The 26461-nt window shown below is 70.0% G+C and carries 22 protein-coding genes; 12 read left to right on the top strand and 10 right to left on the bottom strand.

Annotated elements, in window-relative coordinates; all coding sequences use genetic code 11:
- Positions 1 to 126 precede the first annotated feature (126 nt).
- Positions 127 to 459, top strand: coding sequence for an L-rhamnose mutarotase (locus ITJ67_RS18725; RefSeq protein ID WP_104244631.1), 333 nt, complete (start codon positions 127 to 129; stop codon positions 457 to 459).
- 787 nt (positions 460 to 1246) lie between these two features.
- Here ITJ67_RS18725 and ITJ67_RS18720 read toward each other — a convergent pair.
- Positions 1247 to 1873 carry a nucleotidyltransferase family protein gene (locus tag ITJ67_RS18720; RefSeq protein WP_194678653.1) on the bottom strand — a complete coding sequence of 209 codons (627 nt, stop codon included), beginning with the start codon at positions 1871 to 1873 and terminating at the stop codon, positions 1247 to 1249.
- A 395-nt stretch (positions 1874 to 2268) separates the two neighbouring features.
- Positions 2269 to 3285, bottom strand: coding sequence for an XdhC family protein (locus ITJ67_RS18715; RefSeq protein WP_194678652.1), 1017 nt, complete (start codon positions 3283 to 3285; stop codon positions 2269 to 2271).
- Positions 3286 to 3453: 168 nt separating this feature from the next.
- Here ITJ67_RS18715 and ITJ67_RS18710 point away from each other — a divergent pair, with 168 nt between their 5' ends.
- The 6 genes from ITJ67_RS18710 (at position 3454) to ITJ67_RS18685 (ending at position 10751) form a co-directional block, all read left to right on the top strand.
- The gene (locus ITJ67_RS18710; protein WP_194678651.1) at positions 3454 to 4281 is read left to right on the top strand and encodes an FAD binding domain-containing protein; all 828 of its coding nucleotides are present in this window, start codon (positions 3454 to 3456) and stop codon (positions 4279 to 4281) included.
- Entirely contained in the window at positions 4278 to 7049 is a 2772-nt protein-coding gene (locus tag ITJ67_RS18705; protein WP_194678650.1) for a molybdopterin-dependent oxidoreductase, read from the top strand. Before ITJ67_RS18710 ends, ITJ67_RS18705 begins: the two co-directional genes overlap by 4 nt.
- Before the next feature lie 94 nt (positions 7050 to 7143).
- Positions 7144 to 8235 carry an ABC transporter substrate-binding protein gene (locus ITJ67_RS18700; protein ID WP_104244641.1) on the top strand — a complete coding sequence of 364 codons (1092 nt, stop codon included), beginning with the start codon at positions 7144 to 7146 and terminating at the stop codon, positions 8233 to 8235.
- Between the two features lie 4 nt (positions 8236 to 8239).
- Positions 8240 to 9064, top strand: coding sequence for an ABC transporter ATP-binding protein (locus tag ITJ67_RS18695; RefSeq protein WP_104244643.1), 825 nt, complete (start codon positions 8240 to 8242; stop codon positions 9062 to 9064).
- Positions 9061 to 9876 (top strand): ABC transporter permease, encoded by an 816-nt coding sequence (locus ITJ67_RS18690; RefSeq protein WP_236558590.1) that lies wholly within the window; start codon positions 9061 to 9063, stop codon positions 9874 to 9876. The genes ITJ67_RS18695 and ITJ67_RS18690 overlap by 4 nt, the downstream gene beginning before the upstream one ends.
- Positions 9873 to 10751 carry an ABC transporter permease gene (locus ITJ67_RS18685; protein WP_160074489.1) on the top strand — a complete coding sequence of 293 codons (879 nt, stop codon included), beginning with the start codon at positions 9873 to 9875 and terminating at the stop codon, positions 10749 to 10751. Before ITJ67_RS18690 ends, ITJ67_RS18685 begins: the two co-directional genes overlap by 4 nt.
- A 54-nt stretch (positions 10752 to 10805) precedes the next feature.
- On the opposite strand, the gene ITJ67_RS18680 is transcribed toward ITJ67_RS18685, so the two are convergent.
- The 3 genes from ITJ67_RS18680 to ITJ67_RS18670 all read right to left on the bottom strand — a co-directional run bounded on the left by ITJ67_RS18680 (position 10806) and on the right by ITJ67_RS18670 (position 13657).
- Positions 10806 to 12173 carry an amidohydrolase family protein gene (locus ITJ67_RS18680; RefSeq protein WP_194678649.1) on the bottom strand — a complete coding sequence of 456 codons (1368 nt, stop codon included), beginning with the start codon at positions 12171 to 12173 and terminating at the stop codon, positions 10806 to 10808.
- Between the two features lie 70 nt (positions 12174 to 12243).
- A complete protein-coding gene (locus ITJ67_RS18675) occupies positions 12244 to 12759 on the bottom strand; it encodes an adenine phosphoribosyltransferase (RefSeq protein ID WP_194678644.1) in 516 nt (171 codons plus the stop codon).
- A gap of 25 nt (positions 12760 to 12784) precedes the next feature.
- Positions 12785 to 13657: a LysR substrate-binding domain-containing protein gene (locus tag ITJ67_RS18670; RefSeq protein WP_194678642.1), complete on the bottom strand. Its 873-nt coding sequence runs from the start codon at positions 13655 to 13657 to the stop codon at positions 12785 to 12787.
- A 68-nt stretch (positions 13658 to 13725) separates the two neighbouring features.
- Here ITJ67_RS18670 and ITJ67_RS18665 point away from each other — a divergent pair, with 68 nt between their 5' ends.
- A complete protein-coding gene (locus ITJ67_RS18665; RefSeq protein ID WP_194678641.1) occupies positions 13726 to 14208 on the top strand; it encodes a GNAT family N-acetyltransferase in 483 nt (160 codons plus the stop codon).
- A gap of 223 nt (positions 14209 to 14431) precedes the next feature.
- Here the strand turns inward: ITJ67_RS18665 and ITJ67_RS18660 are convergent, their stop codons facing one another.
- From ITJ67_RS18660 to ITJ67_RS18640, 5 genes are all read right to left on the bottom strand, one after another.
- On the bottom strand, positions 14432 to 15442 hold the full coding sequence (locus tag ITJ67_RS18660) for a LacI family DNA-binding transcriptional regulator (RefSeq protein WP_194678639.1): 1011 nt from the start codon (positions 15440 to 15442) through the stop codon (positions 14432 to 14434).
- A gap of 100 nt (positions 15443 to 15542) precedes the next feature.
- Complete coding sequence (locus tag ITJ67_RS18655) at positions 15543 to 16400, bottom strand: DUF6807 family protein (RefSeq protein WP_194678638.1); 858 nt, start codon at positions 16398 to 16400, stop codon at positions 15543 to 15545.
- On the bottom strand, positions 16397 to 17464 hold the full coding sequence (locus tag ITJ67_RS18650; protein ID WP_194678636.1) for a Gfo/Idh/MocA family protein: 1068 nt from the start codon (positions 17462 to 17464) through the stop codon (positions 16397 to 16399). The genes ITJ67_RS18655 and ITJ67_RS18650 overlap by 4 nt, the downstream gene beginning before the upstream one ends.
- Positions 17465 to 17581: 117 nt before the next feature.
- A complete protein-coding gene (locus tag ITJ67_RS18645) occupies positions 17582 to 18922 on the bottom strand; it encodes an MFS transporter (protein ID WP_160071422.1) in 1341 nt (446 codons plus the stop codon).
- Between the two features lie 111 nt (positions 18923 to 19033).
- The gene (locus tag ITJ67_RS18640; protein WP_194678635.1) at positions 19034 to 20089 is read right to left on the bottom strand and encodes an FUSC family protein; all 1056 of its coding nucleotides are present in this window, start codon (positions 20087 to 20089) and stop codon (positions 19034 to 19036) included.
- Between the two features lie 309 nt (positions 20090 to 20398).
- On the opposite strand from ITJ67_RS18640, the gene rhaI reads away from it, so the two are divergent.
- From rhaI to ITJ67_RS18620, 4 genes are read left to right on the top strand one after another with little or no spacing between them, the layout of a single operon-like run.
- Positions 20399 to 21565: an L-rhamnose isomerase gene (gene rhaI / locus ITJ67_RS18635; RefSeq protein ID WP_104244858.1), complete on the top strand. Its 1167-nt coding sequence runs from the start codon at positions 20399 to 20401 to the stop codon at positions 21563 to 21565.
- A gap of 42 nt (positions 21566 to 21607) precedes the next feature.
- On the top strand, positions 21608 to 23644 hold the full coding sequence (locus ITJ67_RS18630; protein WP_194678634.1) for a bifunctional aldolase/short-chain dehydrogenase: 2037 nt from the start codon (positions 21608 to 21610) through the stop codon (positions 23642 to 23644).
- Positions 23641 to 25122: a rhamnulokinase gene (locus ITJ67_RS18625; RefSeq protein ID WP_194678632.1), complete on the top strand. Its 1482-nt coding sequence runs from the start codon at positions 23641 to 23643 to the stop codon at positions 25120 to 25122. The genes ITJ67_RS18630 and ITJ67_RS18625 overlap by 4 nt, the downstream gene beginning before the upstream one ends.
- Positions 25123 to 25141: 19 nt before the next feature.
- Positions 25142 to 26401, top strand: a complete 1260-nt coding sequence (locus ITJ67_RS18620; RefSeq protein ID WP_194678631.1) for an alpha-hydroxy acid oxidase — start codon at positions 25142 to 25144, stop codon at positions 26399 to 26401.
- The last annotated feature ends 60 nt before the right edge of the window (positions 26402 to 26461 follow it).

Raw genomic sequence — 26461 nt, 5'->3', positions numbered from 1 at the left:
CGGGACCATCTCCCGGCGCGGCGTTCGCGCATCCCGGCCCAGGTCCCTGCGCGTCCGGTCCGGTCCGGTCCGGCACGGTCAGGGGTCACGAACTCCGGGAACACGAACGCAGATAGGAAGAACCACATGCCAAGAATCGGATTCCAGCTGAAGGTCGCACCTCAGCACATCGACGAGTACGTGCGCCGTCACGCCGAGGTGTGGCCGGAGATGCTCGCAGAGATCGCGGCGGCCGGCCGCCGCAACTACTCCCTGTTCCTCGCCCCGGACGGCACCCTGTTCGGTAGCTACGACGTCGACGACGAGGCGGCCGCGAACGCCTACCTCGCGGCCTCGCCGGTCGCGGCGCGCTGGGAAGCGGACATGTCGCAGTTCTTCGACGGACTCGAGGGCCGCGCCGACCAGGCGGCGTCACCCCTCGTCGAGGTCTTCAACCTCGAAGACCAGCTCGGCGCGTAGCGGTACGTCCCCGCGGGCGCCGTCGCGTCCGCCGGATGGGTCGCTTTCGCCCCGCTCGACGCCGCGTTCGTCGCGGATGGGGCACTTTCACCCCGTTCCGCCGTCGTTCCGCCCCGTTCCGCCCCGCTCCGCCCCGCTCCGCCCCGCTCCGCCCCGCTCCGCCCCGCTCCGCTCCGCTGTCGCGTCAACCGGAATGGGGCACTTTCGCCCCGTTCCGCCGTCGTGTCCGCTGCGGATAGGTCGCTTTCGCCCCGTTTTGGCGCTCGATGTGGGGTGAAAGTGACCTAATCGGCGGGGGTCTCGTGGCGCGGAGGGGGTGGCGGCCGGGCCGTCCGCCGTGGATGGGGAGCGTTCGCCCGGCTCGGCTGTCGCGTCCACCGCGTCCACCGCGTCCGGCGTGGATGGGTCACCTTCCCCCGGTTTCGCGGCCGCACCTGCCGTAGCTGCCGCCGATGGGTCACTTTCGCCCCGTTCCGCCGTCGTGTCCGCTGCGGATAGGTCGCTTTCGCCCCGTTTTGGCGCTCGATGTGGGGTGAAAGTGACCTAATCGGCGGAGGTCGCGGTGTGGAGCGGAGGGGGTGGCGGCCGGGCCGTCCGCCGTGGATGGGGAGCGTTCGCCCGGCTCGGCTGTCGCGTCCACCGCGTCCACCGCGTCCGGCGTGGATGGGTCACCTTCCCCCGGTTTCGCGGCCGCACCTGCCGTAGCTGCCGCCGATGGGTCACTTTCGCCCCGTTCCGCCGTCGTGTCCGCTGCGGATAGGTCACTTTCGCCCCGCTTCGGCGACCGCTACGGGGTGAAAGTGACCTCATCAGCGGAGGGGGTGGCGCGGAGGGCGTGGCTGGGAGGGTGTGGCGCGACGGGAGAGGTGACCGGCTCGTCGATGTCGCGGCCGTGCCACAGGTCGCCGCACTCCACCAGGACAGCGCCGTGTTCGGCCAGGTACCGGCCCGCGCCTCGATCGCCGTCGAGCCGTGAGGCGAGGGCGGCCCAGTGCGCGCGCCCGATGAGCACCGGATGCCCGGGCTCGCCGCGGTAGGTCGCCCGGGCGAGAGGCGCACCCGCGCCGAGGACCCTCCCGCAGGACGCTACCGACAGCTCGGGCGTGTCGACGGGAACAAGCAGGACGGCATCCGCGTCGGTCATCGCCGCCGCGTGCAGCGCGGCGAGAACCGAGGCGGCGAGCCCTCCAGCCCAATCCGGCACGGGTACGACCGTCGCGCTCGCCGGTACGAGCGCAACCGCCCTCGAGCGATCGGCGCCCAGGGTGACCAGCACGTCGAGGCATCCGGCCTCGAGCAAAGTCTCCACGGCGCGCGCAACCCAGGGTGTGCCGTCGGGCAGGGATGCCAGGGCCTTCGGCCCGCCGAATCGTGACCCGGCGCCGGCCGCGAGGACAACTCCGCACACGTTCATTTGCGCACCTTCATCCGCGCGCCTGGGGCGGATGCGCCTCGGCGGGACTCGCCGCAGGTTCGAGTCGCAGGTCTGTACGCGCCCCCGCCGAGGAGCGAACCGGCGCCCGCCGCGAGGACGAACCCGCACACGTTCATTGGCGTGCCTTCATTCGGGCGCCGGATTCCTCGCGTACGGGGCGGATGCGCCTGATTGGGCCACCGCAGCGGCGAGCCCAGGCTCGAGCCCAGGGTCCATCCGCGCCCCCGCCGCAGACCTGTGCTTCCGCCACCCGCATTCGCCAGCCCAGGTGCAGGAACGCCGGGTCTGCGCACAACCCCCGCCAAGCCGTTGGGTCCGCACCCCGAACTCCGAACCCCGCACCAGGCCGCACCCGCCCCCGCACCCATCACCGCTCACGAGGCGACGCGTGCTCCCAGCGGTCGGTGCACCGGCCCCGACAGCTCGGACAGGCGGCGACCGGATGCGCCGTGCCGGTCGGCGACGATCTCGGCGAGGATCGAGAGGGCCGTCTCCTCGGGGGAGCGCCCGCCCAGGTCGAGCCCGATCGGCGAGCGCAGCCGCTCCAGCTGCTCGGCTGGCACGGCCTCAGCCGCGGGTACGGATGCGTCGGTGAGCCGCTCGAGCCGCTCCTCGTGGGTGCGGCGGCTCCCCATGACACCGACGTAGCCGGCGGCAGAGGCCAGGGCGACGCGCAGCGCTGGCACGTCGAACTTCGGGTCGTGCGTGAGGACGCACACGGCGGTGCGCGCATCCACCTCCGCGGTCTCCAGGTAGCAGTGCGGCCAGGCGACAACCACCTCGGCACCAGGGAACCGCGCCGTCGTCGCGAACACCTCGCGCGGGTCGACGACGGTGACCTGCATGCCCGCGGCGATCGCGATGCGGGAGAGCGCCACGGCGAACTCGACCGCGCCCACGATGATCAGCCGGGGCGGGGAGCCGAGGGCGATCGTCACGGCTCCCGACGTGGGCGGCGATGTCTGGTCGATCACGCCGCGGCCCACGTCGTCTCCGGAGACCGTCAGCGTGTAGCTCGCGGGCATCGCACGCGCCTCACGCTCCGCCAGCAGCAGCACGTCAGCGGCCGCCGCGCTGCCCGGCAGGACAGGGCGGACCAGGACCTCGATGACCCCGCCGCAGCTCAGCCCGACCGAGAACGCCGCCGCCGAGCTGTACCCGAAGGTCTCGACGCTCGCGGCGCCGCTCTGGATCGCGAGCAGGCACTGCTCGAAGACGGCCCCCTCCACGCATCCGCCGGACACGTTGCCGAACACCTCGCCGTCGGCCGACACGATCATGCTCGCGCCCACCTCTCGGGGCGCGCTGCCGCTGACAGCGACGAGCGTCGCCATCGCGAACGGTCGACCTCGGCGCGACCACTCGGCGCCCATCGGCAGGATTCCACGCATGACGAAACGCTAAGCCGGGCCCATTGCGTGGCTGTTGCGGGCACGTGAAGGTCGTCACGATCCCCGACCCACGATCGAAACACCGCCGAAACGGCGTTCTGGTTCACTCCCGAGCATCCACTCGCGCCAGCAAGCAACTGACGGCGCGGAGTCACGACCGGGAGGGCCATGGACATCACGACGGTGCGCTCGTACCGCGTCGCACGAACCCGCGAGGAGCTGCTCCTCGCCCCTGGGGAGGCCATCCTGGCGGGCGGCACGTGGCTCATGAGCGAGCCGCAGCCGACGACGACGGGCTTCGTCGACGTGACCGGCATGGGGTGGCCCGATATCGAGGCCGACGACGATGGGCCCCAGATCTCGGCCACCTGCACCATCGCGACGCTGGTCGCGTGGGCCAAGAATGCACGGGATGCCGGCACGCTTCCGTCGCAGGAGGACTGGCCTGCGCTCTCGCTTGTCCCAGCCGCCGCGGATGCTCTCCTCGCGTCGTTCAAGATCTGGAACACGGCGACGGTCGGCGGCAACATCTGCCGGGCGTTCGCAGCGGCTGGCATGGTCTCGCTGTGCGTCGCGCTCGACGGCACGGCGGAGATCTGGCGAGGAGCCGAGGTGGTGCGCCTGCCGGTCGCGGACCTCGTGACCGGGGACGGGACGACCATCCTCCAACCGGGCGACGTGCTCCGCAGCATCCACCTGCCGGCTGCCGCGCTGCGCTCGCGGGCACTGCTGCTCAAGATGGCGCTCGCCGAGTACGGCCGATCCGGCGCCGTCGTCACGGGACGCGTCGACCCGACCGGCCGTAGCGTCTTCACGGTCACCGCAGCCACGCAAACCCCGACCGTGCTCGCGTTCCCGCACCTCCCGACCCCGGTCGAGCTCGCCGCGCGCGTCGCTGATGCGGATGGCTACTACAGCGACCCGCTCGGCTCAGCAGATTGGCGCCGCGGCGTGAGCATCGTGCTGGCGGAGCGCATCCGGAAGGGACTCGCGTGAAGTTCGAAGTAGACGGCACAGACCGGTCGGCCGAGCCGCGGGCGGGCCAATGCCTGCGGACCCTGTTGCGTGAGACCGGTTCCACGACGGTGAAGAAGGGGTGCGATGCCGGCGACTGCGGAGCCTGCTCGGTCCTGCTCGACGGCACTCCCGTGCACTCCTGCATCGTGCCGGCCGTGCGAGCGGAGGGGCGCAGCGTCACGACGGCGGCCGGCCTCGCACCTGGCGATCAGCTGCATCCCGTGCAGGAGGCGCTCGCTGAGGGGTTCGGCTTCCAGTGCGGTTTCTGCACGCCGGGGATGAGCGTGACCGCGTCGACCCTCGGGGAAGCCGACCTGGGCGAGTTCGACAAACGGATGAGGGGAAACCTGTGCCGCTGCACGGGCTACCGCCCCATCCGGGAGGCGATCTGCGGTTCCGTGCGAGCGGGCGCCTGCGCGCAGACGTGCGCCACGCCCAAGGCCGCCGACCCGGAAGCGAGGGCCACGGCGCAGACCGTCGGCAACTCCGTCGTCCCTGAGGCCGCACGCCGGATCGTGCAGGGCCTCGAGCCGTTCACGTTCGACCTGCCGCCCGGGCATCCGGGGCTCGATGCCCTGACCTTGCGGGTCGTGACGAGCCCGCACGCGCACGCGCGCATCCTGAGCATCGACACCGCGGAGGCCCTCGCCGTGCCCGGGGTCGTGCAGATCTTCACGCACGAGGACGTGCCGCAGCTCCGGTACTCCTCGGCCCGCCACGAGCACCGCACCGACGACCCGGACGACACGCTCCTGCTCGACCACGTGGTGCGCCACGTCGGGCAGCGCGTTGCGGCCGTCGTCGCGGAGACCGGTGAGGCGGCCGATGCCGCTCGCCGCCTCCTCCGCGTCGAGTACGAGCTGCTGCCAGCGGTCTTCGACCCGGAAGAGGCCCGTAGGCCCGGGGCGCCGCTCATCCACCCGGACCGCACCGCACAGGAGCGGGTCGACGAGGCCGCCCGCAACGTCATCACGAGCGTCCACGCCGGACCGGATGTCGCCGAAGCGCTCGCGTCGAGCGCCGCCACCGTCTCCGGCACGTGGCAGACGGCCCGCGTCACACATGCGCAACTCGAGACCCACGGCTCGATCGGCTGGCTCGACGACGACGGACGCCTCGTGATCCGCTCCTCCACGCAGGTGCCGTTCCTCGCCCGCGACGAGATCGCGCGCCTGTTCGACCTGGACCGTGACCGCGTGCGGGTGCTCGCGGCACGGCTCGGCGGCGGCTTCGGCGGCAAGCAGGAGATCTTCACGGAGGATCTCGTCGCGCTCGCGGTGCTCAGGACCGGCAGACCCGTCGCGTACGAGTTCTCGCGCACCGACGAGTTCCAGCGCGCCGCCGTCAGGCACCCGATGCGGGTGTCGGTGACGCTGGGTGCAGACGCGGACGGGGCGCTCACGGCCATGCAGCTCGACGTGCTCAGCGACACCGGCGCCTACGGCAACCACTCGCGTGGCGTTCTCTTCCACTCCCTCGCCGAGTCGACGACGATCTACCGCGTCCCGCTGCGGCGACTGGATGCGGAGGTCGTGTACACGAACACGGTGCCGTCCGGCGCGTTCCGCGGCTACGGCCTCGGCCAGGTGATCCTCGGCGTCGAATCGGCGATGGACATGCTCGCCGAGAAGCTCGGTCTCGACCCGTTCGAGCTGCGCCGACGCAACGCCATCAGGGAGGGCGACGATCCGGGGCACGACGACCTCGTGTGGGGAAGCTACGGCTTCGACCAGTGCCTCGACCTGGCGCAGGACGCGCTTCGCCGAGGCAACGGCCAGGCGGCCCCGCCCGGCTGGCTCGTCGGCGAGGGGGTCGCGGCGGCGATGATCGCCACCATGGCGCCGTTCGGGCACATCGCGCACACGACGGCCACGCTTCGGGCCGACGGCACGTACCTGCTGCGCACGGGGACGGCCGAGTTCGGCAACGGCACGACAACCGTGCTCAAGCAGATCGCGGCGACGGATCTGAGCACGAGCTTCGAGCGGCTGGAGCTGTGGAACTCGGACACGGATGCGGTGGAGCACGACACGGGCGCCTTCGCATCCGCGGGCATCACGGTCGCGGGCAAGGCGCTGCACGCCGCCTGCCAGACCCTGGCGATGCGGATGCGGGAGCGGGCCGCCGAGCTCACCGGGTCGGCCCCGGACGGCGGCGAGCTCACCGCGGACGGGGTGCTGACGCCCACGGGGCTCGTCACCTTCGCGCAGCTGGCAGCAGAGGAGAACGGCGGGGAGATCACGGCTGACGGCAGCGAGCTCGGCGCGCGACGCTCGCTCGCCTTCAACGTGCACGCCGTGAGGCTGGCCGTCGACCCGGAGACGGGAACGGTGCGCATCCTGCAGTCGGTGCACGCCGCCGACGCCGGGTACGTCATGAACCCCGCCCAGTGCCGCGGGCAGATCGAGGGAGGCGTCGCGCAGGGCCTCGGCAGTGCGCTGTACGAGGAGGTGACCCTCGACGATGAGGGGCGCGTCGCCAACCCCGTCTTCCGCCTCTACCGGGTGCCGCAGTTCGCCGACGTGCCCTTCACCGAGGTGTACTTCGCCGACACGAGCGACGACCTCGGGCCGTTCGGCGCGAAATCGATGAGCGAGTCGCCGTACAACCCCGTCGCTCCCGCGATCGGGAACGCCATCGCGCGCGCCATCGGCAGTCGCCCGTTCGAGCAGCCCTTCAGCCGCGACCGGGTCTGGCGGATTGCGAATCACGCCCGTAACACCCACGAACCCGTCCCCGAAATATGAACTGCCTAATGTCGCGGCTAGGGAGTGTCAGGACGAGCTGAGCAGGCGAGACACCGTCAGACACGACCCAGCCCACTGCAGTCAAGGAGATCCGATGCACACACTCACCAGACCACGCCGACGCGTCACCGCGGCCCTCGCTCTCGCAGCCACCGCCGCGCTTGCCCTCACCGCGTGCTCACCGACCGCATCCGAGACGTCCCCAGGGAGCGCATCCGTCGACCACGGCGAGATCAGCGTGCAGTACTCGTGGATCAAGAACGAGGAGTTCGCGGGCGAGTACTACGCCTACGACAACGGCTACTACGACGAGGCGGGGTTCTCCGCGGTGCAGGGCATCGCCGGCCCCGACACGGGCGTCGCGAAGCTGCTCTCCGGTTCGGTGCAGTTCGCCCTCAGCGACGCCGCCTCCGTCGGTGCCGCGGTCGCCGAGCAGGACGCGCCGCTGAAGATCGTCGCGACCACCTTCCAGAAGAACCCGTTCACGGTGCTCTCGCTGACGGACAAGGGCAACATCGCGACGCCGCAGGACCTTATCGGCAAGAAGATCGGCGTGCAGGACTCGAACGCGTCCGTGTTCAAGGCGCTCCTCGCCGCGAACGACATCGACGAAGACCAGGTGACCGTCGTCCCTGTCGACTTCGACCCGACGCCTCTCATGAACGGGGAGGTCGACGGCTTCATGGCGTACCTGACGAACGAGGCCATCACGGTCGAGATGGAGGGCTACGAGGTCACGAACCTCGCCTACGCCGACAACGGCCTGCCGTACGTCGCCGAGGCGATCACGGTGACCCAGCAGTACCTGGATGAGAACCCCGACCTCGTGAAGGCGTTCCTCATCGCCGAGATCAAGGGCTGGACCGACACGTTCACGCAGCCGACGGATGACACCGTCACGAAGGTGACCGAGCACTACAACGCCTCGGCCGCAGCGGGCGACCTCACCTTCGGGGAGCTCGACCCCGCCAAGGTGAAGGCGGGCCTCGAAGCCCAGGCGGCGCTGATCTCGACCCCGGAGACTGAGGCGAACGGCCTGTTCACCATCTCGGACGAGCTCAAGGCCCAGTCCATCGCATCCCTCGCGGCCGCAGGGTGGGAGCTCGAGGTCGACGACCTCTTCGACACGACGATTCTCGACGAGATCTACACCGAGAACCCCGAGCTGAAGAACTACCAGCCCTAAGCTCATGACCCTCACCGATACAACGACGGATTCCGGTGCCGCAACCGGCACCGGGATCCAGATCTCCGGAGTGTCCAAGTCCTTCGACCTGCGCGGCGGGAAGTCGCTGCTGGCGCTGCAGGACACGGACCTGCACACCGACAAGGGCTCGTTCCTGGCGCTGCTCGGCCCCTCCGGATGCGGCAAGTCGACGATCCTCCGCATCCTCGCCGCGCTCGACCACCCGACGACCGGCAGCGCGCTCGTCGACGGGCAGACGCCCGACCAGCTGCGCGCGAACAGCGAGCTCGGGATCGCCTTCCAGGACCACGCGCTGCTTCCCTGGCGGAGCATCCGCAAGAACATCGAGCTGCCGTTCGAGGTCGCGGGGCGACCGGTCGACAAGGCGTACGTGGATGAGCTGATCGCCCTCGTGGGGCTCAGCGACTTCGCGAACGCGAAGCCGGCGCAGCTCTCTGGCGGCATGCGGCAGCGGGCCTCGATCGCGCGGGCCCTCGTGCTCAAGCCGTCGGTGCTGCTGCTCGACGAGCCCTTCGGAGCACTCGACGACATGACTCGGCAGAACCTCAACCTGGAGCTGCTGCGCATCTGGACGGAGAAGCCCGCGACGACGCTGCTCGTCACGCACGGCATCAGCGAGGCGATCTTCCTCGCCGACCGGGTCGCCGTCATGTCGGCGCGCCCCGGCCGGGTGCAGGAGATCATCGAGGTCGACCTGCCGCGGCCGCGCACCCCGGAGATGATGCGCACTCCAGAGTTCCACGCGCTGGTCGACCGTGCCTCCGAGCTGCTGTTCGGCGTGCACGGGCACGCAGAAGCCGAGGCGTGACGGTGGCGAGGGAGCGCATCCCAGGCTGGCTCGCCGCGCTCATCGGCGGGGTCGCCCTCGTCGCGATCTGGTGGCTGGCATCGGCAACGGCGTTCCGGCCGCAGGAGGGCACGAGCTTCACGCCGGTGCCCTCACCGCTGGCCGTCATCGACTGGCTGTTCGTGCAGGGGAACATCGCGGGCACCTGGGGCGTCTTCGCCCCGACGGTCACCGCGGCTGCGATCGGCTACGTGTGGGGCAACGGCATCGCGCTGCTCCTGGCGACCGTCGTGCTCGTCTTCCCCCGCCTGGAGACCGTCATCACGCAGATCGCCGTCGTCACCTACTGCCTGCCGATCGTCGCCGTCGGCGGCATCTCCATCGTGGTGCTCGGCGGCGCGAAGAGCCCGGGCGACCCCTCGGAGACGGCCGTCTTCCTCGCGGCCCTCGTGTGCGTGTTCACGACCGTCGTCGGCGCGACCCTCGGGTTCAAGTCCGCGGACAAGGCCTCGCTCGACGTCGTCCGCGTCTTCGGCGGCGGCTCGTGGATGCAGATGCGCAAGGTCCGTCTCGTGGCCGCGCTGCCCGCCATCCTCAACGCGCTCCAGATCGCCGTCCCGTCGGCGTTCCTCGGCGCCGTGCTCGGCGAGTACCTCGGCTCCATCACGGCGGGAGTCGGGCCCACCCTCATCCGCCTGCAGGGGCAGCTCGACTCCGCCGGAGTGTGGTCGGTGTTCCTGCTGTGCGCCGTGTTCGCGCTCGCCGCGTACGGGCTCTTCGGGCTGGTCATCCGCTTCATCACGCCGTGGGTCTCAGGGAAGGCAGTGCGATGACCGTGATCGTGCAGGACGAGCAGACAGCGACGACGGCCGATCACGCCGCCGAGACGCGGATCACGCGCGAGCGGCGCAGCGCGCTCCGGAAGACGGTGCTCCGCTCGCTGGGCTCCGCAGGCATCACGCTGCTCGTGCTCCTCCTGCTCTGGCAGGCGGTGGTGAGCCTCACCGGCATCTCCTCGTTCATCGCGAAGGGGCCGCTCGACGTGTGGCAGTTCCTGTTCGCGGGCGAGGACGCCGCCGAGCACCGCGCGCAGATGTTCCCCCTCGTGGGGCAGACGCTCATGGACTCGGCGCTCGGCTTCGTCGCAGGCATGGCCGTCGCCATCGTCTTGGCGATCGCCTTCAGCCTCTCCAGAGCCATCGAGGCCGGCGTCATGCCGCTCGTCCTCCTGCTGCGAACCATCCCGCTCGTCTCCATCGCACCCGTCATCATCCTCATGACCGGCCGAGGGACCACGGCCTCCGTGGCGGTGATCGGGACGATCGTCGTGCTCTTCCCAGCGCTCGCGAGCGTGCTGTTCGGCCTCAGCCGTGCCAGCCAGGAGAGCCTCGACGTCGTGCACGTCTTCGGTGGCGGCCGGCTCGCCGGCCTCACGAAGGTCAACCTGCCCGGGGCGCTCCCGTCGATCTTCGCGGCCGCCCGGGTCTCCGTGCCGGGAGCCGTGACCGGTGCGCTGCTCGCCGAATGGCTCTCGACCGGGACGGGCATCGGCGGGGCGATCCTGAAGTTCAACGCGCAGGCGCAGTTCGCCGAGCTGTGGACCTCGATCGCGCTCATCACCATCATCACGCTGGTGTCGTACAACCTCGTGCAGATCGTCGAGAACATCGTCCTCGACCGCATGGGGATGGGCGTCTCCCAGCGCTGAGCCGCCTGCGCTCGAACCTCGCGGCCGGGAGCATCCTCCCGGCCGCGACGTCGTTCAGTGCGGGTGGCCGCGCAGCGGGATGATCGCCGCCGGCAGCTCGTGGAGCCTCGCCGACGCCTCCTCGGCGAGGGGGTTCGTGGATGTCCCGTCGCGGTTCACGAGCTGACCGCCCACGTAGACGGCCTTGAGGTTCCGGGGGCTCATCGCGAGCACGTACGACCGCACGGGGTGCCAGAGCGGCCCGACATCGGGGGAGCGCGGGTCGACGATGACGAAGTCGGCGAACTTGCCGACCTCCAGCGAGCCGACCCGGTCGGCGACCCCCATGATCTCGGCGCCGCCGAGCGTGTGGAGGCGCAACATCAGCTCGGGCATCATCGACAGGGGATCCTTCGTGCGCGAGCGCTGCATGTAGATGCCCATGCGCATGTTCTGCCACGGGTCGCTCACGTCGGTGCAGGCCTGGTCGTCGAGGCCGACGCCGACCTTCATGCCGAGCTCGAGCATCTCCGGCACGAGCGCGACGCCGGAGGCGAGCCGCCCGTTCGAGGCCGGCTGCCACGACATGCTCGCCCCGCGAGCGGCGGCCTCGGCGAGGATCTCCGGGGTGGTCTGGATGAAGTGCCCGAACATGAGGCCCAGCTCGAGGGCCCCAGCATCCCGGTACAGGGCGAACTTCGCCTGCTGGTGCTCGACGGCCTCTGGCGACTCGAGGAAGTGCGCCTGGTTCGTGATGCCGAAGCGACGCATGGCCTCGGCTTCGAGTTCGGCGGCATCGGCCCGCGGCGACCATTGCACCTGGCCCATGATGGACGAGCCGAGGGCGTATGCCGGGTCCATGGCCCTCGTGTGGGCGACCTCCGCCTGGAGCCGGTCGAAGATCTCGTCGTCGCTGCCGACGGTGGCATCCATCCCCGAGGCGTCGACGAAGCGGATACCGGAATCGAGCGTGCCGTCCGCCTGGCGGTAGTGGTACTCGAGGGGGCGGATGCCCGCGGTTCCCGTTCGCTTCCCGTCGACCATCGACTCCCACGCCTGCAGGGGGTCGGTGAAGTTGTAGGCGGTCGTGACGCCGTTGGAAAGGAAGTCGAGCGAGCCGTGCAGGGTCGACCAGTACAGCTGCTCCGGCGTCATGTGCGCGGTCGTGCCGAGCATGGAGTCGCACCAGCCGTACAGGGTGTCGGCGACGCCGAGGCCCCTGAGGCCGCTCGTGAAGAGATGCGAGTGGCTCGACACGAAGCCGGGGGCGACGAATCTGCCGGCCACGTCGAGCGTCTCGTCGGCGGTGACGGACGGCGTCCCGCTCCCGATCGCGGCGATGCGGCCGTCTTCGACGAGCATCCATCCGTCTTCGATGTAACCGGCATCCGTGGAGCCCGTTGGGATCGTGATGAGGCGCGCGTGGGTGACAAGAAGGGACATGCTCGCAACGCTAGCCAGCCCATGTTTCGGGCCTGTCACGACTCGGAGGCGCCCCGGGGCGAGTTGCGTTTCAGACCTCGAAGAGGCTGTGCACGGGGCCGGCGACCTGCTGCCCGTCGAGGTCGACGAGCTCCATGAGGACGGCCGTGCCCACGAGCGCGTAGCCGAGCTGCTCGAGGAGCTCCTGGCCCGCACGGAGGGTGCCGCCCGTTGCGAGGATGTCGTCGACGAGTAGGACACGGGTGCCGGCCGGCAGGTCCTGTGCTGCCTCCAGGCTGTCCGATCCGTACTCGAGGTCGTACGTGATCGACGCCGCGGGTCGAGGCAGCTTCCCCGCCTTGCGGATGGGAATGAGGCCGACGCCCGCGGCGTTGGCGATGGCGCCGGCGAGCAGGAACCCTCGCGCCTCGACGCCCGCGACGACGTCGAAGGTGTCGGCGAAGGGCTCGATCACGGCGGCGACGGCGGCGCGCAGGGCGGTGCCGTCGGCGAAGAGCGGGGTGATGTCACGGAATTGGATGCCCGCTTCGGGGAAGTCCGGGATAGTCGCGATGAGCGACTCGGCGCGCGCGAGCTCTGGGGTCACGGTTCCAGGATACGTGCGATCCGCATCAGTCCGCCGCGATGAAGGCGCGCAGGATCGACCGGTGGTCGTCGGCGCGGGACGCCCACGCGAGCTCGCTGAATGCGTCGGTCTCGTCGAGCTCCAGCACTGCGATTCCGGGCGGTGGGACGAGCACCGTGCTCGCCGGGGTCACGGTTACGCCGATGCCCGCCGCGACCAGATGCAGCAGGGTCGTCCAAGTGCTTCCCGTCTGCACGATGGTCGGTGCCCGACCGCCAGCGAGCACGGGTGCCAGGTTGCGCTCGGTCGCGAGCTCGCCGGCCTCGGCGGGAAAGAACACGAACGGGTCTCCGGCGAGCTCGCTGGCGCGGATGCTGCCACGGTCGGCGAGCGGATGCGTGTGCGGCACCGCGGCTACGAAGCGCTCCCTGCGAAACGGCGTTAGCCGCACCCCGTCGACGACGTCCGGGTCGCGCACGATCGCGAGGTCCAGCTCACCCTGCGCGACTTTCGCGGTGAGCCTCGCCGTCCATCCTTCGACGAGCTCGATGTGCACGCCCGGGAACTCGGCCCTGAAGCGCTGGACATGTTCCACCGGCCCGAGCGGGAGTGCGGAGCTGACGAACCCGACGTCGAGCCGCCCCTGCTCGCCGCGTCCGACGCGCGCGACCTCGTCGATGACGCGCTCGGACTGCGCCACGAGCGAGAGGGCGCGTTCACGCAGCACGGTGCCCGCTGCCGTGAGCTTCACGCTGCGCGAGGTGCGCGCGAAGAGCTCGACGCCGAGCTCGCCCTCCAGCCGCCTGATCTGCTGGGAGAGTGCGGGCTGGGCCACGTGCAGTGTCGTCGCGGCACGGCCGAAGTGGAGTTCATCGGCGAGTGCGAGGAACGAGCGGAGCACTCGAATGTCGAGATCCATGCATCCAGCTTATGGATGCTTGTGCATCCGTATTGGACTCGTTGGCTCCGATTCAGGAAACTCAGCACATGACAACGCAGACCATCACCATCGCCCCGTTGCAGGACGAGGCGGACGCAGTGGCCTTCCGCACCCTCAACGAGGCGTGGATCACCGAGCACTTCGCACTCGAGGATGCCGACCGAGCGGTGCTCGCGGACCCTCAGCGCGCGATCGTCGACCAGGGCGGGACGGTGCTCATCGCCCACGCCGGTGAGCAGCGCGTGGGCTGCGTTGCGCTGCTGCGCGTGGGAGATGGGCTCGCCGAGCTGGTCAAGATGTCGGTCGCGCCTGAGGCCCGCGGGTCCGGCATCGGGCGGATGCTCATGACAGCGGCTATCGACCACGCGCGCGAGCAGGGCCTCACGAAGCTCATGCTCGAGAGCAACCGGTCGCTGACGCCCGCCGTTCGCCTCTACGAGTCCGTCGGCTTCCGCCACGTGCCCGCATCCGCGCACGCCCCGACCCCGTACTCGCGAGCCGACGTGTTCATGGATCTCGACCTGGTCTGAGCGTCGTCGCAGGGTGTGGGCCTCCTCGCCTGGTCTGGAGGCGGGCCCACGATTCCCATCGCGCCCAGCCCGCCCAGCGCGCCCAGCGCGCCCATCGCGCCCAGCCGTCCGGAGCTGAGTTGTGGTCGCTAAGAAGCGATCTTGGCGACCACAACTCAGCCCTGGGCGGGGCGGGGACGCGGGCGGGGACGCGCGCCGTCACGCGGGGCGGGGACGGGGGCGGTCAGGCGCGGGGTGCGGTCGAGGCGCGGGCGACGAGCTCAGGGGTGAAGCGGATGTGCTCGGGGGTCGACTTCGGGTCCCGGGCTGCGGCGACGAGCAGGTCCATGGCCTTCGAGCCGATGAGGTGCGCCGGCTGGTGGATGGAGCTGAGCGAGGTCGAGGCGAAGGCGGCGAAGTCGATGTCGTCGTAGCCGATGAGCGCGATGCTCTCCGGCACCGTCGCGTGGCTGGTGCCCTGGAGGCTCTGCAGGAGCCCGAGCGCGAGCATGTCGTTCGCCGCGAAGACCGCGTCAGGGAGGTCGGCGCCGTTGCGCTCTGCGAGTTGCAGCCCCGCCCGCCTGCCCTCTGACATGGAGAGCGCATCCGTCGTCAGCACCTCGAGCGTCGCGCCCGGGACCTCGCGCACCGCGTCGCGGGCGCCCTCGAAGCGGTCGGTGACCTGCTGGATCTCCATCGGCCCGCCGAGGAACGCGACGCGGCGGTGCCCTGTCTCGAGGAGATGCTCGACGGCGATGCGGCCGCCGGTACGGTCGTCGACGGCGACGGACGGGTAGCGTTCGTCGGCGCTCTCACGGTCGACGAGCACGACGGGGGTTCCGCGCTTGTGGAGTCGCTCGAGCTGGGGCATGTTGGCGGCCATGGGGGTGACGAGCACCCCGAAGACCCGCTGCTCCTCGAAGAGGCCGAGGTGGGTGCGCTCGCGTTCCTCCTGCTCGTCGCTGTTGGCGACGAGGACGGAGAAGCCGAGCTCCGCGGCGCGCTCCTCGGCGCCTCGCGCGACCTCGGTGAAGAACGGGTTGCGGAGGTCGAGGACGATGAGGCCGACGGTGCGGCTCTCGCCGGCGCGCAGCTGCCTGGCGGCGTCGTTGCGCACGAAGCCGAGCTCCTCGATGGCGGATTGCACCTTGTCGACGGTGGCCTTCGAGACCTTCTCTGGGTGGTTCAGCACGTTCGAGACCGTGCCAACGGAGACGCCTGCGAGTGTCGCGACGTCGCGCACGCTGACTGCCATGGGCCTCCTTCGGTGTACAGCGATGCTAGGGCACGCGGGGTCTGCGGGTTGGGTGCCTCGCTCGTGGGCGGCAACTCCGAGGGCCACGGAGGCTCGCCGCTCAGGCCTCGTCGAGCAGGTGGGTGATGCGTTCGGCGTTGAGAGGTGAGTCGGAGAGGAGGATGCGCCAACGCCACGTCGCGCTCTCGCCGGGCCCCAGCCTCCACTCCTCGTGGAAGAACGGGGCCGCGCAGAGCATGGGGGTGGTGTCGTTCCGCACGAACCACGGGGTGGGGGAGACCGGGTTCTCCGGATGCGGGCCCATGACGACGGTCGCGGGTCCGCTCTCGAGACCCAGCCAGGCGGCTTCCGCGCCGTGCAGGGTGGCCTCCGGATTGGCGGGCAGCAGTGGCGACAGCGGGCGCGCACCCGAGAAGCTGGGGTGCAGCCGCAGGAACAGTCCGCCGTAGCCGGCGTCCGGGCGGCCGGCGGTCGTGGGTGAGCCGAACGCGAGCTCGACATCGCGGAGGTTCGTCCAGCGGCTGCTGACATCGAGGACGCCGAGGCTGCGCCCGTCGTCGTCGCGGATGCTCGCGTCGAGCATTCGCTCTTCGCGCAGGAACGCGGAGCCGTCGGCCTCGCGCCACGTGAGCTGCGTGCCGTCGACCGTCTGCGTCTCGTCGACCGTCTGCGTGCCGTTGTTGTCGAGCTGCACGTAGCCTCGACCATCCACCCACGTCACGCCGCCCCAAAGGTTGACGTCGTGAGCGGCATCGCCGATGCGGATGTTCGCGACGGTCACGGAGAGGCCCCAGTGCCAGGTGTGGTCGGCGGGCCGGAAGTCGCTCACGACGGTGCCCGCCGGGGTGCGCAGCGGATGCACGTAGGGGCGGGGTGACTCGATCGGCAGCGCGCTCGGGTCGTGGTGCACGACAGTGCCGAGGCCGAAGGCCAGCTCTTCGCGGGAGGGGGAGCTCATGACCGGCGCTCGTCGCGCACCTGTGCGGACATCTGTCCGCGCAGCTCGCTCGATTCCCTGACCTCACGGAGGGCGACGGCGGCCGAGCGCTCGCTCGACGCGTAGAGGGCGGCCACGATCTCCATGGATCTGGCGGGCGCGGAGGCGACGTCTGGCAGCGCGGCCCCCGCCGCGAGGGCGGGGTAGACGGCGTCGATGTAGGCGTCGTGCCCGCTCGGCTGCTCGGCCGCGGGGAACGTCCAGCCGCTCGGCGCATCCGCCCCTGGGCGTGGAGTGATGCGCCAGTTGGCGTGCCCGTGCCCGTAGAGGTGCTCGAGCTCGACCGTCGCGAGCTCGGTGTCGACGCGGATGGAGCTCACCTGCCTGGGTGAGACGGCGCTGGTCATCGCCGTCGCGACGACGCCGGACTCGAAGCGCAGCACGGCCGTCGAGACGTCTTCCGTCTCGATGTCGCGCGCGAGGCGCCAGGTCTGGCCCTGCACCTCATCCACCTCGCCGAGGAGGTAGGCGAGCAGGTCGAGCTGGTGGATGCCGTGGCCGAGGGTCGTCCCGCCGCCTTCGTTCGCCCACGTGCCTCGCCAGGGCGCGGCGAAGTACGTGTCGTCCCTGAACCAGAAGGTGTCGCAGCGGGCGAGGAGTGGGCGCCCGAGGCGGCCGTCGTCGAGGAGGCGCTTGACGTGTGCCGTCGCGGTGCCGGTGCGCTGCTGGAAGACCACGGCGAGGTGCCTGCCTGCGGCGTCGCCGGCTGCGATCATCCGGTCGACGTCGTGGAGGGTGAGTGCCGGCGGCTTCTCGACGACGACGTGAGCCCCGCGCGCGAAGGCGTCTTCGGCCTGGGCCGCGTGCCCTGCCGGAGGGGTGCAGAGGTGCACGACGTCGAGGTGCCCGTCTGGCAGCGAGGTCGCGGAGCGCGGGATGCCGTACTTCTGGGCGAAGGCGGCTGCCCGGTCCGCGTCGACGTCCACGGCGACCACCACGTCCGCGTCGTCCCTGGCCGCGATCGCTTCGGCGTGCAGTCGAGCGACGTCGCCGGTGCCCACGATGGCTGCGCGCATTCTCGTCATGGTGTCCTCGTTCCGTCGTGATGCAGTCTCGCCGATGTCGACGCTGCGGTGTCCTCGATGCCGGTCGAGGCCGTCCCCGCGCGGGGACGGCCTCGGTCAACGCTCCTTCGGGTCGCTTCAGTCGTGGTTCTCGATGTCCTTGCCGCGCGTCTCCGGAGTGAACAGCGTCGCGAGGGCCGAGACGGTGGCGATGGCGAGGGTGAGCCCGCCGACGACCAGCGGCACGTTGTCCGAGCCTGGAGGGGCGACGAACGTGAAGATCGAGGGCAGGAAGGCGACGATCATGAGGCCGACGTTCTGGGAGATCGCGAAGCCGGTCACTCGGGTCTGCGTCGGGAACAGCTCCTGGAAGAACGTCGCGAAGGTGGCGTTCCACATCTGGAAGAGCACGCCCATCATGAGGATCGCGAGCACGATCGTGAGCACGAGGTTGCCGGACTGGATGGCGGTGAGGTAGCCGATCGCGACGAGCCCGGATCCGAACGAGCCGACGATCATGAGCGTGCGGCGTCCGATCTTGTCGGAGAGCATGCCGAAGACGGGGATGACGATGACGGCCGCCACGTTGGCGATGAGCGGCACCCACAGGAAGGTGGAGGCGGGCATCGCGACGCCGTAGGCCTCCTGCGTCGCGAAGCTCGTTCCGAAGACGAGGGTCGTGACGCCGGCGACGTTGGCGAGGGTCATGAGGATGGCGCGGAAGACCGTCCAGCCGTTGTTCTTGAAGAGCTCGACGACGGGCGCCTGGCGGTTCTGGGCCTGCTGGACCGCGAGCGAGCGGGTGTAGGCCGGCGGCTCTTCGACGTGCTTGCGGATGAGGAAGCCGGCGAGGACGACGACGGCGCTCAGCATGAACGGGATGCGCCAGCCCCACTCGATGAAGGCTTCGTCCGTGAGGACCGCGGTGAGGGGGATGAACACCGCGGTTGCGATGATCGAGCCGGCCTGGGTGCCCTGCAGGCCGAAGCTCGCGAAGAACCCTCGTCGCCCGGCTGGGGCGTGCTCGACGATCATGGCGCTCGCACCGCCGAGCTCTCCGGCGACGGCGAAGCCCTGGATGAGGCGCAGGAACACGAGGATCAGGGGCGCCCAGAGGCCGATCTGGTCGTAGGTGGGGAGGAACCCGACGGCGAGCGTCGAGAGGCCCATGAGGAGCATCGCGATGACGAGCACGTTCTTGCGGCCGTGCTTGTCTCCCCAGTTGCCGAGCACGATGGCTCCGATGGGGCGCGCGACGTAGCCGACGGCGTAGGTCGCGAGCGAGGAGATGAGGGCGACGGTGGGGTCGCCGGTCGGGAAGAAGACGACGGGGAAGACCAGCGCCGCCGCCTGCGAGTAGAGCGTGAAGTCGTAGTACTCGAGGACACTGCCGATCCATCCGCTGAGCGCGGCCTTGCGGGGCGTCTTGCCCTCGTTCTCCTGTGACACCGCACCAGTGTCACTCTGTGTTCTCGTCATTGAAAATCCTCGTCATCTTTGACCATGTTCGATATCCCACTCGGAGTGGGTAAGCGCTTTCCACTTTGCCACTCGCTCTGAAACGTGTCAAGCGCGATCGCGACGAAGGTCTCAACCCGCCGCCTGTGCCCGGGAGCGCTCCGCCCAGCGCCAGGCCAGCGCGGTCACGATCACGACGGCGACGCCGATGGCCGTCTCCAGGATCCTGGCCAAGAGCAGGGTGAGATCGGGCTGCGGGTGCGCGAAGTCGAGCATGACCAGCGCCAGCGGAGTGACGAAGACGAGGGCGAGTCCGTAGTTGCGCACGACGAACAGCTCCGCGCACATCTGCAGCACGCAGATGACCGCGATCGTCACGAGCGGAGGCAGGTCGACGGCCATGATCAGCCATGCGACCCCGACGCCGGCGATGGTCCCCGTGAGGCGGTGGCCGGCCCGCACCAGCTGTTCGTCGGGGCCGGAGGTCGCGAGCGCTGCGGCGGCCGCGACCATGGCCCAGTAGGGGTAGTCGAGCCCGAGAGACGTGGGGATGAGTCCCGCGACGCCGACGACGAGGCCCGCCCCCACCGCCGCGCTGGCGTCCAGCCTCTCGGGTCGAGTCGGGGTGGCGGATGCTCGTGCCCGGCGCTCGAAGTCGCGGGCGGCTGGGCGGGTCAGGCCCGCGATGCCGACGATCAGGGCGAACGCAGCCGACGCGGCGGCCGTGCCGGCCGCGAGGAGCGCATCCGACTCTCCTCCCGGGATGGACGCCGTCGCGGAGAGCGCGAAGACGGGGAAGAGCGCGCCAGTCGGCTTCCATCCGAACCGCTGGGCGGCTCCCGTGATGACCGCCGCGTAGGCGGCGGTGGCTGGAAGGACGAGCCACTCGCGCTGCTCGGAGAGGCTCACCGCGGCACCGACGCTGACGGCGCCGACCATGCCGATGGCTACGCCGCTCTGCAGGCGAGCGCGGATCACGTGCGAGTGGCTGCGCCCGTAGAACGAGACGAAGGCGCCGAAGGTCGAGTAGAGCGCGAGCTCGACGTGTCCGATGCTCCACAGGATCAGGAGTGGGATGCCCACGGAGATGCCGGCGCGGATCGCGACGCGGTGCGCGCCGTTGTGGGGACCGAGGTCGAAGAGGCGGCGAGGGTGTGGCAGCTCGGCCATCGGGTGGGTTCGTGTCATGTGCGTGCGATGGTCCCTGCTCGTGCGGTGTCCTGGAATGCGCTTTCCGAGGGTAGTGGATGCGGGTTTCGCCCGTGTTCACGCGGATCGTCCGCCAGGCTCGCCCCGGTGAGCGCGCGTGAACCGCCGCGCGTGCTTGACACGATTCACTCCGGCTCGTAATCTGAGATCACTGAAACGATTCAATACGGTTCGGCGCGAACAGGCATCCCCTCTCGCCCACACACCGTGAATCGAGTTCCCGAAGCCGTGGACGACGTCGTTCGGCCCGGGAGCGCATCCGCAACCGACCAACGAAGGCGACGAACCGTGAGCATCCTCTCCGCAGACCAGCTTGCAGCGCTCGAAGGACAGGGCATCGAGCTCCCGTCCTGGGCGTTCGGCAACTCAGGCACCCGATTCAAGGTGTTCCAGACGGCAGGCACGCCGCGCGACCCGTTCGAGAAGATCTCCGACGCAGCACAGGTCAACACGTACACCGCACTCGCCCCGAGCGTGGCCCTGCACATCCCGTGGGACGTCGTCGACGACTTCGGCGCGCTCCGCAAGCACGCCGAAGACCTCGGCGTCGAGCTGGGCACGATCAACTCCAACACGTTCCAGGACGACGACTACAAGTTCGGCGCCCTCACGCACGAAGACGCAGCGGTGCGCCGCAAGGCCATCGACCACCACCTCCGCTGCATCGACGTCATGGACGAGACCGGATCGCGCGACCTGAAGATCTGGCTCGCCGAGGGCTCCAACTACCCCGGCCAGGCCGACCTGCGCGGCCGACAGGACCGCCTGCACGACTCGCTGCAGGAGATCTACGCTCGCATCGGCGACGACCAGCGCCTCGTGCTCGAGTACAAGTTCTTCGAGCCGGCGTTCTACCACACCGACGTTCCGGACTGGGGCACGAGCTACGTGCAGGTCGCGGCCCTCGGCGACAAGGCCATGGTCTGCCTCGACACCGGCCACCACGCGCCAGGCACCAACATCGAGTTCATCGTCATGCAGCTGCTGCGCCTCGGACGCCTCGGCTCCTTCGACTTCAACTCGCGCTTCTACGCCGACGACGACCTCATCGTCGGTTCGGCTGACCCGTTCCAGCTGTTCCGCATCCTCGCCGAGGTCATCCGCGGCGGTGGGCTCAACAACCCAGACGTGGCCTTCATGCTCGACCAGTGCCACAACGTCGAGTCGAAGATCCAGGGCCAGATGCGCTCCGTCCTCAACGTGCAGGAGATGACGGCCCGCGCGCTGCTCATCGACAAGGACGCCCTCACGGCGGCGCAGAAGTCCGGCGACGTGCTCGTCGCGCACGAGATCTACATGGACGCGTTCTCGACCGACGTGCGCCCCGCCCTCGCCGAGTGGCGCGAGTCGCGCGGCCTGCCCGCGAACCCGCTCGCAGCGTTCCGTGCATCCGGGTACGAGCAGCAGGTCGCCGAGGAGCGCGTCGGCGGCGTCCAGGCCAGCTGGGGCGCGTAAGCGTCACCCCTCACCGACCTCACGAGCTTCGAAGGAACTGACATGACGAACCCAGCAGCAGCCGATCTCATCTCGCGCAGCAACCGCCTCGGCGAAGACCCGAAGAACACGAACTACGCAGGTGGGAACACCTCCGCGAAGGGCACCGAGACCGACCCGGTGACGGGCGAGCCCGTCGAGCTGCTCTGGGTGAAGGGCTCCGGGGGAGACCTCGGAACGCTCACCGAGCAGGGCCTCGCCGTGCTCCGCCTCGACCGCTTCCGCGCGCTCACGAACGTCTACCCTGGCGTCGAGCGCGAGGACGAGATGGTCGCGGCCTTCGACTTCTGCCTGCACGGCAAGGGAGGCGCGGCCCCGTCCATCGACACGGCCATGCACGGCCTCGTGGATGCGGCGCATGTCGACCACCTGCACCCCGACTCGGGCATCGCGATCGCGACAGCGGCCGATGGCGAGGAGCTGACGGCGAAGATCTTCGGCGACAAGGTGGTCTGGGTGCCCTGGCGCCGCCCCGGCTTCCAGCTCGGCCTCGACATCGCCAACATCAAGGATGAGAACCCGCAGGCCATCGGCTGCATCCTCGGTGGGCACGGCATCACCGCGTGGGGCGACACCTCCGAGGAATCGGAGCGCAACTCGCTCTGGATCATCGAGACCGCATCGGCGTACATCGATGCACACGGCAAGGCCGACCCCTTTGGCGGCGTCGTGAGCGGCTTCGAGGCGCTCCCCGCCGACGAGCGCCGTGCGCGCGCGGCAGCCCTCACGCCGTCGATCCGAGCCGTCGCCTCGCACGACGCCCCCATGATCGGGCACTTCACCGACGATGAGCGCGTGCTCGACTTCCTCGCGAGCGAGAAGCTCACCGAGCTCGCCGCCCTCGGCACGAGCTGCCCCGACCACTTCCTGCGCACCAAGGTCAAGCCGCTCGTGCTCGACCTGCCCACGACGGCAACCGTCGAGGAGCAGCGCGCTCGCCTCGAGGAGCTGCACGCGGCGTACCGCGCCGACTACAAGGCCTACTACGACAAGTTCGCGACGGCCGAGTCGCCCGCCATCCGTGGCGCCGACCCGCTCATCGTGCTCGTCCCCGGCGTCGGCATGTTCTCGTACGGCAAGAACAAGCAGACCGCCCGCGTCGCCGGTGAGTTCTACCTGAACGCGATCAACGTGATGCGTGGCGCCGAGGCGCTCTCGAGCTACTCCCCGATCTCCGACGAGGAGAAGTTCCGCATCGAGTACTGGGCTCTCGAGGAGGCGAAGCTGCAGCGCATGCCGAAGCCGAAGACGCACCAGGGCCGCATCGCCTTCGTCACGGGTGCCGCATCCGGTATCGGCAAGGCCATCGCGACCCGCCTCGCAGCCGAAGGCGCGTGCGTCGTCGTCGCCGACCTCGACCTCGAGAAGGCGCAGGCCGCCGCCGCCGAGCTCGGCGGCACCGACGTCGCGATCGGCGTCGCAGCGAACGTCGCGGACGCCGCAGGCGTGCAGGCTGCCATCGACGCGACTCTCCTCGCGTTCGGCGGCATCGACCTCGTCGTCAACAACGCGGGCCTCTCCCTCTCGAAGCCGCTCCTCGAGACGACCGAGAAGGACTGGGACCTGCAGCACGACGTCATGGCGAAGGGCTCCTTCCTCGTGTCGAAGGCCGCCGCCAAGGCGCTCATCGAGCAGAAGCTCGGCGGCGACGTCATCTACATCTCCTCGAAGAACTCCGTCTTCGCTGGCCCGAACAACATCGCGTACTCGGCGACGAAGGCCGACCAGGCCCACCAGGTCCGCCTCCTCGCGGTCGAGCTCGGCGAGCACGGCATCCGCGTCAACGGCATCAACCCCGACGGCGTCGTGCGCGGCTCCGGCATCTTCGCGGCAGGCTGGGGCGCCAACCGCGCCGCGACCTACGGCGTCAAGGAAGAGGACCTCGGCCAGTACTACGCGAACCGCACCATCCTCAAGCGCGAGGTCGTTCCGGAGAACGTCGCCGACGCGGTGTACGTGCTCACGGGCCCCGAGCTCACACGCACGACCGGCCTGCACATCCCCGTCGACTCGGGCGTCGCGGCGGCCTTCCTGCGATGACCGAGTCTGCTGCGCAGGGATCGAGCGCCGCAGGCCGGGGCGGGGCGGAAGCGCCCCGCACGGTCGCGGCGGTCGATCTCGGAGCCACGAGCGGTCGCGTCATCACGGGCACGATCACCGACGGCGTGCTCACGATGCGCCACGAGGCGCGTTTCCCGAACAACCCCGTCCGCACACGCGACGGGCTGCACTGGAACCTCCTCGGCCTCTACCAGCATGTCCTCGACGGGCTGGCCGCTGCTGAGCGGGACGCGCCAGGCCAGATCGCGAGCATCGGCATCGACTCGTGGGCGGTCGACTACGCGCTGCTGCGCGAGGGTCGTGTCCTCGGGGTCCCGTACGCGTACCGCGACGAGCGGACCGCCCGGGGCGTCGAAGCCGTGCACGCCATCGCCTCCGCCGAGGAGCTCTACCGCCGCAACGGCCTCCAGCACCTTCCCTTCAACACGGTCTTCCAGCTCGCGACCGACGGTGAGCTGCTGGGCCTCGCCGACCAGCTGCTGCTCCTGCCCGACCTGCTCGCCTACTGGCTGACGGGCGCGCAGGTCGCCGAGCGCACCAACGCCTCGACGACGGGTCTGCTTCGCGCCGACACGCGTGAGTGGGATGCGGAGCTCGCCGAGCGCGTTGGGGTTCCCGCCCGCATCCTGCCGCACCTCGTCGACCCTGGTGCCGTGCTCGGCTCGCTCGAGGGCGAGGCGGCGCGCGTCGTCGGGCGTGACATCGACGTCGTCGCGGTCGGCTCCCACGACACGGCATCCGCGATCGTCGCCATCCCCAACGAGGGGCGCGACTTCGCGTACATCTCGTGCGGCACGTGGGGCCTCGTCGGCCTCGAGCTCGACGAGGCGGTCGTCACCGACGCCGCCCGCGAGGCGAACTTCACGAACGAGGGCGGCGTCGACGGCCGCGTGCGCTTCCTGCACAACGTCATGGGCCTCTGGCTGCTGTCGGAATCGCAGCGGCACTGGGAACCGGCCGCGACGGACGCGCAGCGATCGAGCACCCTCCAGCAGCTGCTCGCCGACGCCGCCCAGGTAGGCGGCGGCGTGCCGATCTTCGACGTCAACGACCCCGTCTTCATGGCGCCAGGCGACATCCCAGGGCGCATCGCCGAGTGGCTCACCCAGCGTGGCTTCGAGGCACCGACGACGCCAGCCGGCATCGTCCGCTCGATCGTGGAGAGCCTCGCGCAGGCGTTCGCCGAGGCCGTCACGACAGCCTCGGCGAACGCCGAGCATCCGGTGAGCGTCATCCACATCGTCGGCGGCGGATCGCAGAACGCGCTCCTCTGCCAGGCGACGGCCGACCGATCTGGGATGCCCGTGCTCGCGGGTCCCGTCGAGGCGACCGCGATGGGTAACCTGCTTGTGCAGGCGCGCGCGCACGGCTGGATCCCCGACAGTCTCTCTGAGATCCGGTCCATCGTCGCCAGATCGACGCAGATCATCCGCTACGACCCGAAGATCACCCGATAGAAGCAAAGGCAGCTGCCCCATGGTGAAACGTCAAGCCCCCAAGCCCCTCGAGCTGCTCGAGCTCATGCAGTTCAAGAAGCCCGACCTCAACGGCCGCCGCCGCCGCCTCAACTCGGCGCTGACGATCGAGGACCTGCGGCGCATCGCGAAGCGGCGCACCCCGAAGGCGGCGTTCGACTACACCGACGGCGCCGCCGAGGGCGAGCTGTCGCTGCGTCGCGCGCGCACCGCGTTCCGCGATGTCGAGTTCAACCCGTCCGTGCTGCGCGACGTCGCGAACGTCGACACGTCGAGCACCGTGCTCGGCGGGCCGATGGCGATGCCGTTCGCGATCGCGCCGACCGGGTTCACGCGCCTCATGCAGACCGAGGGCGAGACCGCCGGTGCCGGCGCTGCCGCCGCCGCGGGCATCCCCTTCACTCTGTCGACGCTCGGAACGACGACGATCGAAGAGGTCGCGAAGGTCAACCCGAACGGCCGCAACTGGTTCCAGCTGTACGTCATGAAAGACCGCTCGATCTCCTACGGCCTCGTCGAGCGCGCCGCGAAGGCTGGCTTCGACACGCTGCACTTCACGGTCGACACCCCCGTCGCAGGCGCCCGCCTGCGCGACAAGCGCAACGGCTTCTCGATCCCGCCGCAGCTGACCGTCGGCACGATCATCAACGCCATCCCGCGCCCCTGGTGGTGGATCGACTTCCTCACGACCCCGAAGCTCGAGTTCGCGTCGCTCGCGACGACGGGCGGCACGGTCGGCGAGCTGCTCGACTCGGCGATGGACCCGACGATCAACTTCGAGGACCTCAAGGTCATCCGCGAGATGTGGCCGGGCAAGATCGTCATCAAGGGCGTCCAGAACCTGGAGGACTCGAAGACGTTCGCCGACGTCGGCGTCGACGGCATCGTCCTCTCCAACCACGGCGGGCGGCAGCTGGATCGGGCTCCGATCCCCTTCCACCTGCTCCCCGCCGTTGCACGCGAGGTCGGCCGTGACCTCGAGATCGGCGTCGACACGGGCATCATGAACGGTGCAGACATCGTCGCGTCCGTAGCGCTCGGCGCGAACTTCACGATGATCGGCCGCGCCTACCTGTACGGCCTCATGGCCGGCGGGCGCGAGGGCGTCGACCGCACCATCGCGATCCTCTCCGACGAGATCATCCGCACCATGAAGCTGCTCGGTGCGCATTCCCTCGAGGAGCTGAACCCGTCGCACGTCACGCAGCTGAAGCGCTACGTGCCGACGACGTTCATCGAAGCGGCCCCCGACCGCGCGTAGCTCGTGCGGGGCTGCCCGGCCGAGGCGGCGCGCGGCCGGCGGATGCGCCCGCCGGCCGCG

The sequence above is a fragment of the Pseudoclavibacter sp. VKM Ac-2867 genome (assembly GCF_015351275.1).
In the GTDB taxonomy this organism is placed as follows: domain Bacteria; phylum Actinomycetota; class Actinomycetes; order Actinomycetales; family Microbacteriaceae; genus Pseudoclavibacter.
Note: the sequence above shows the minus strand (reverse complement) of the source record. Positions and strands in the feature narration are given on the sequence as shown.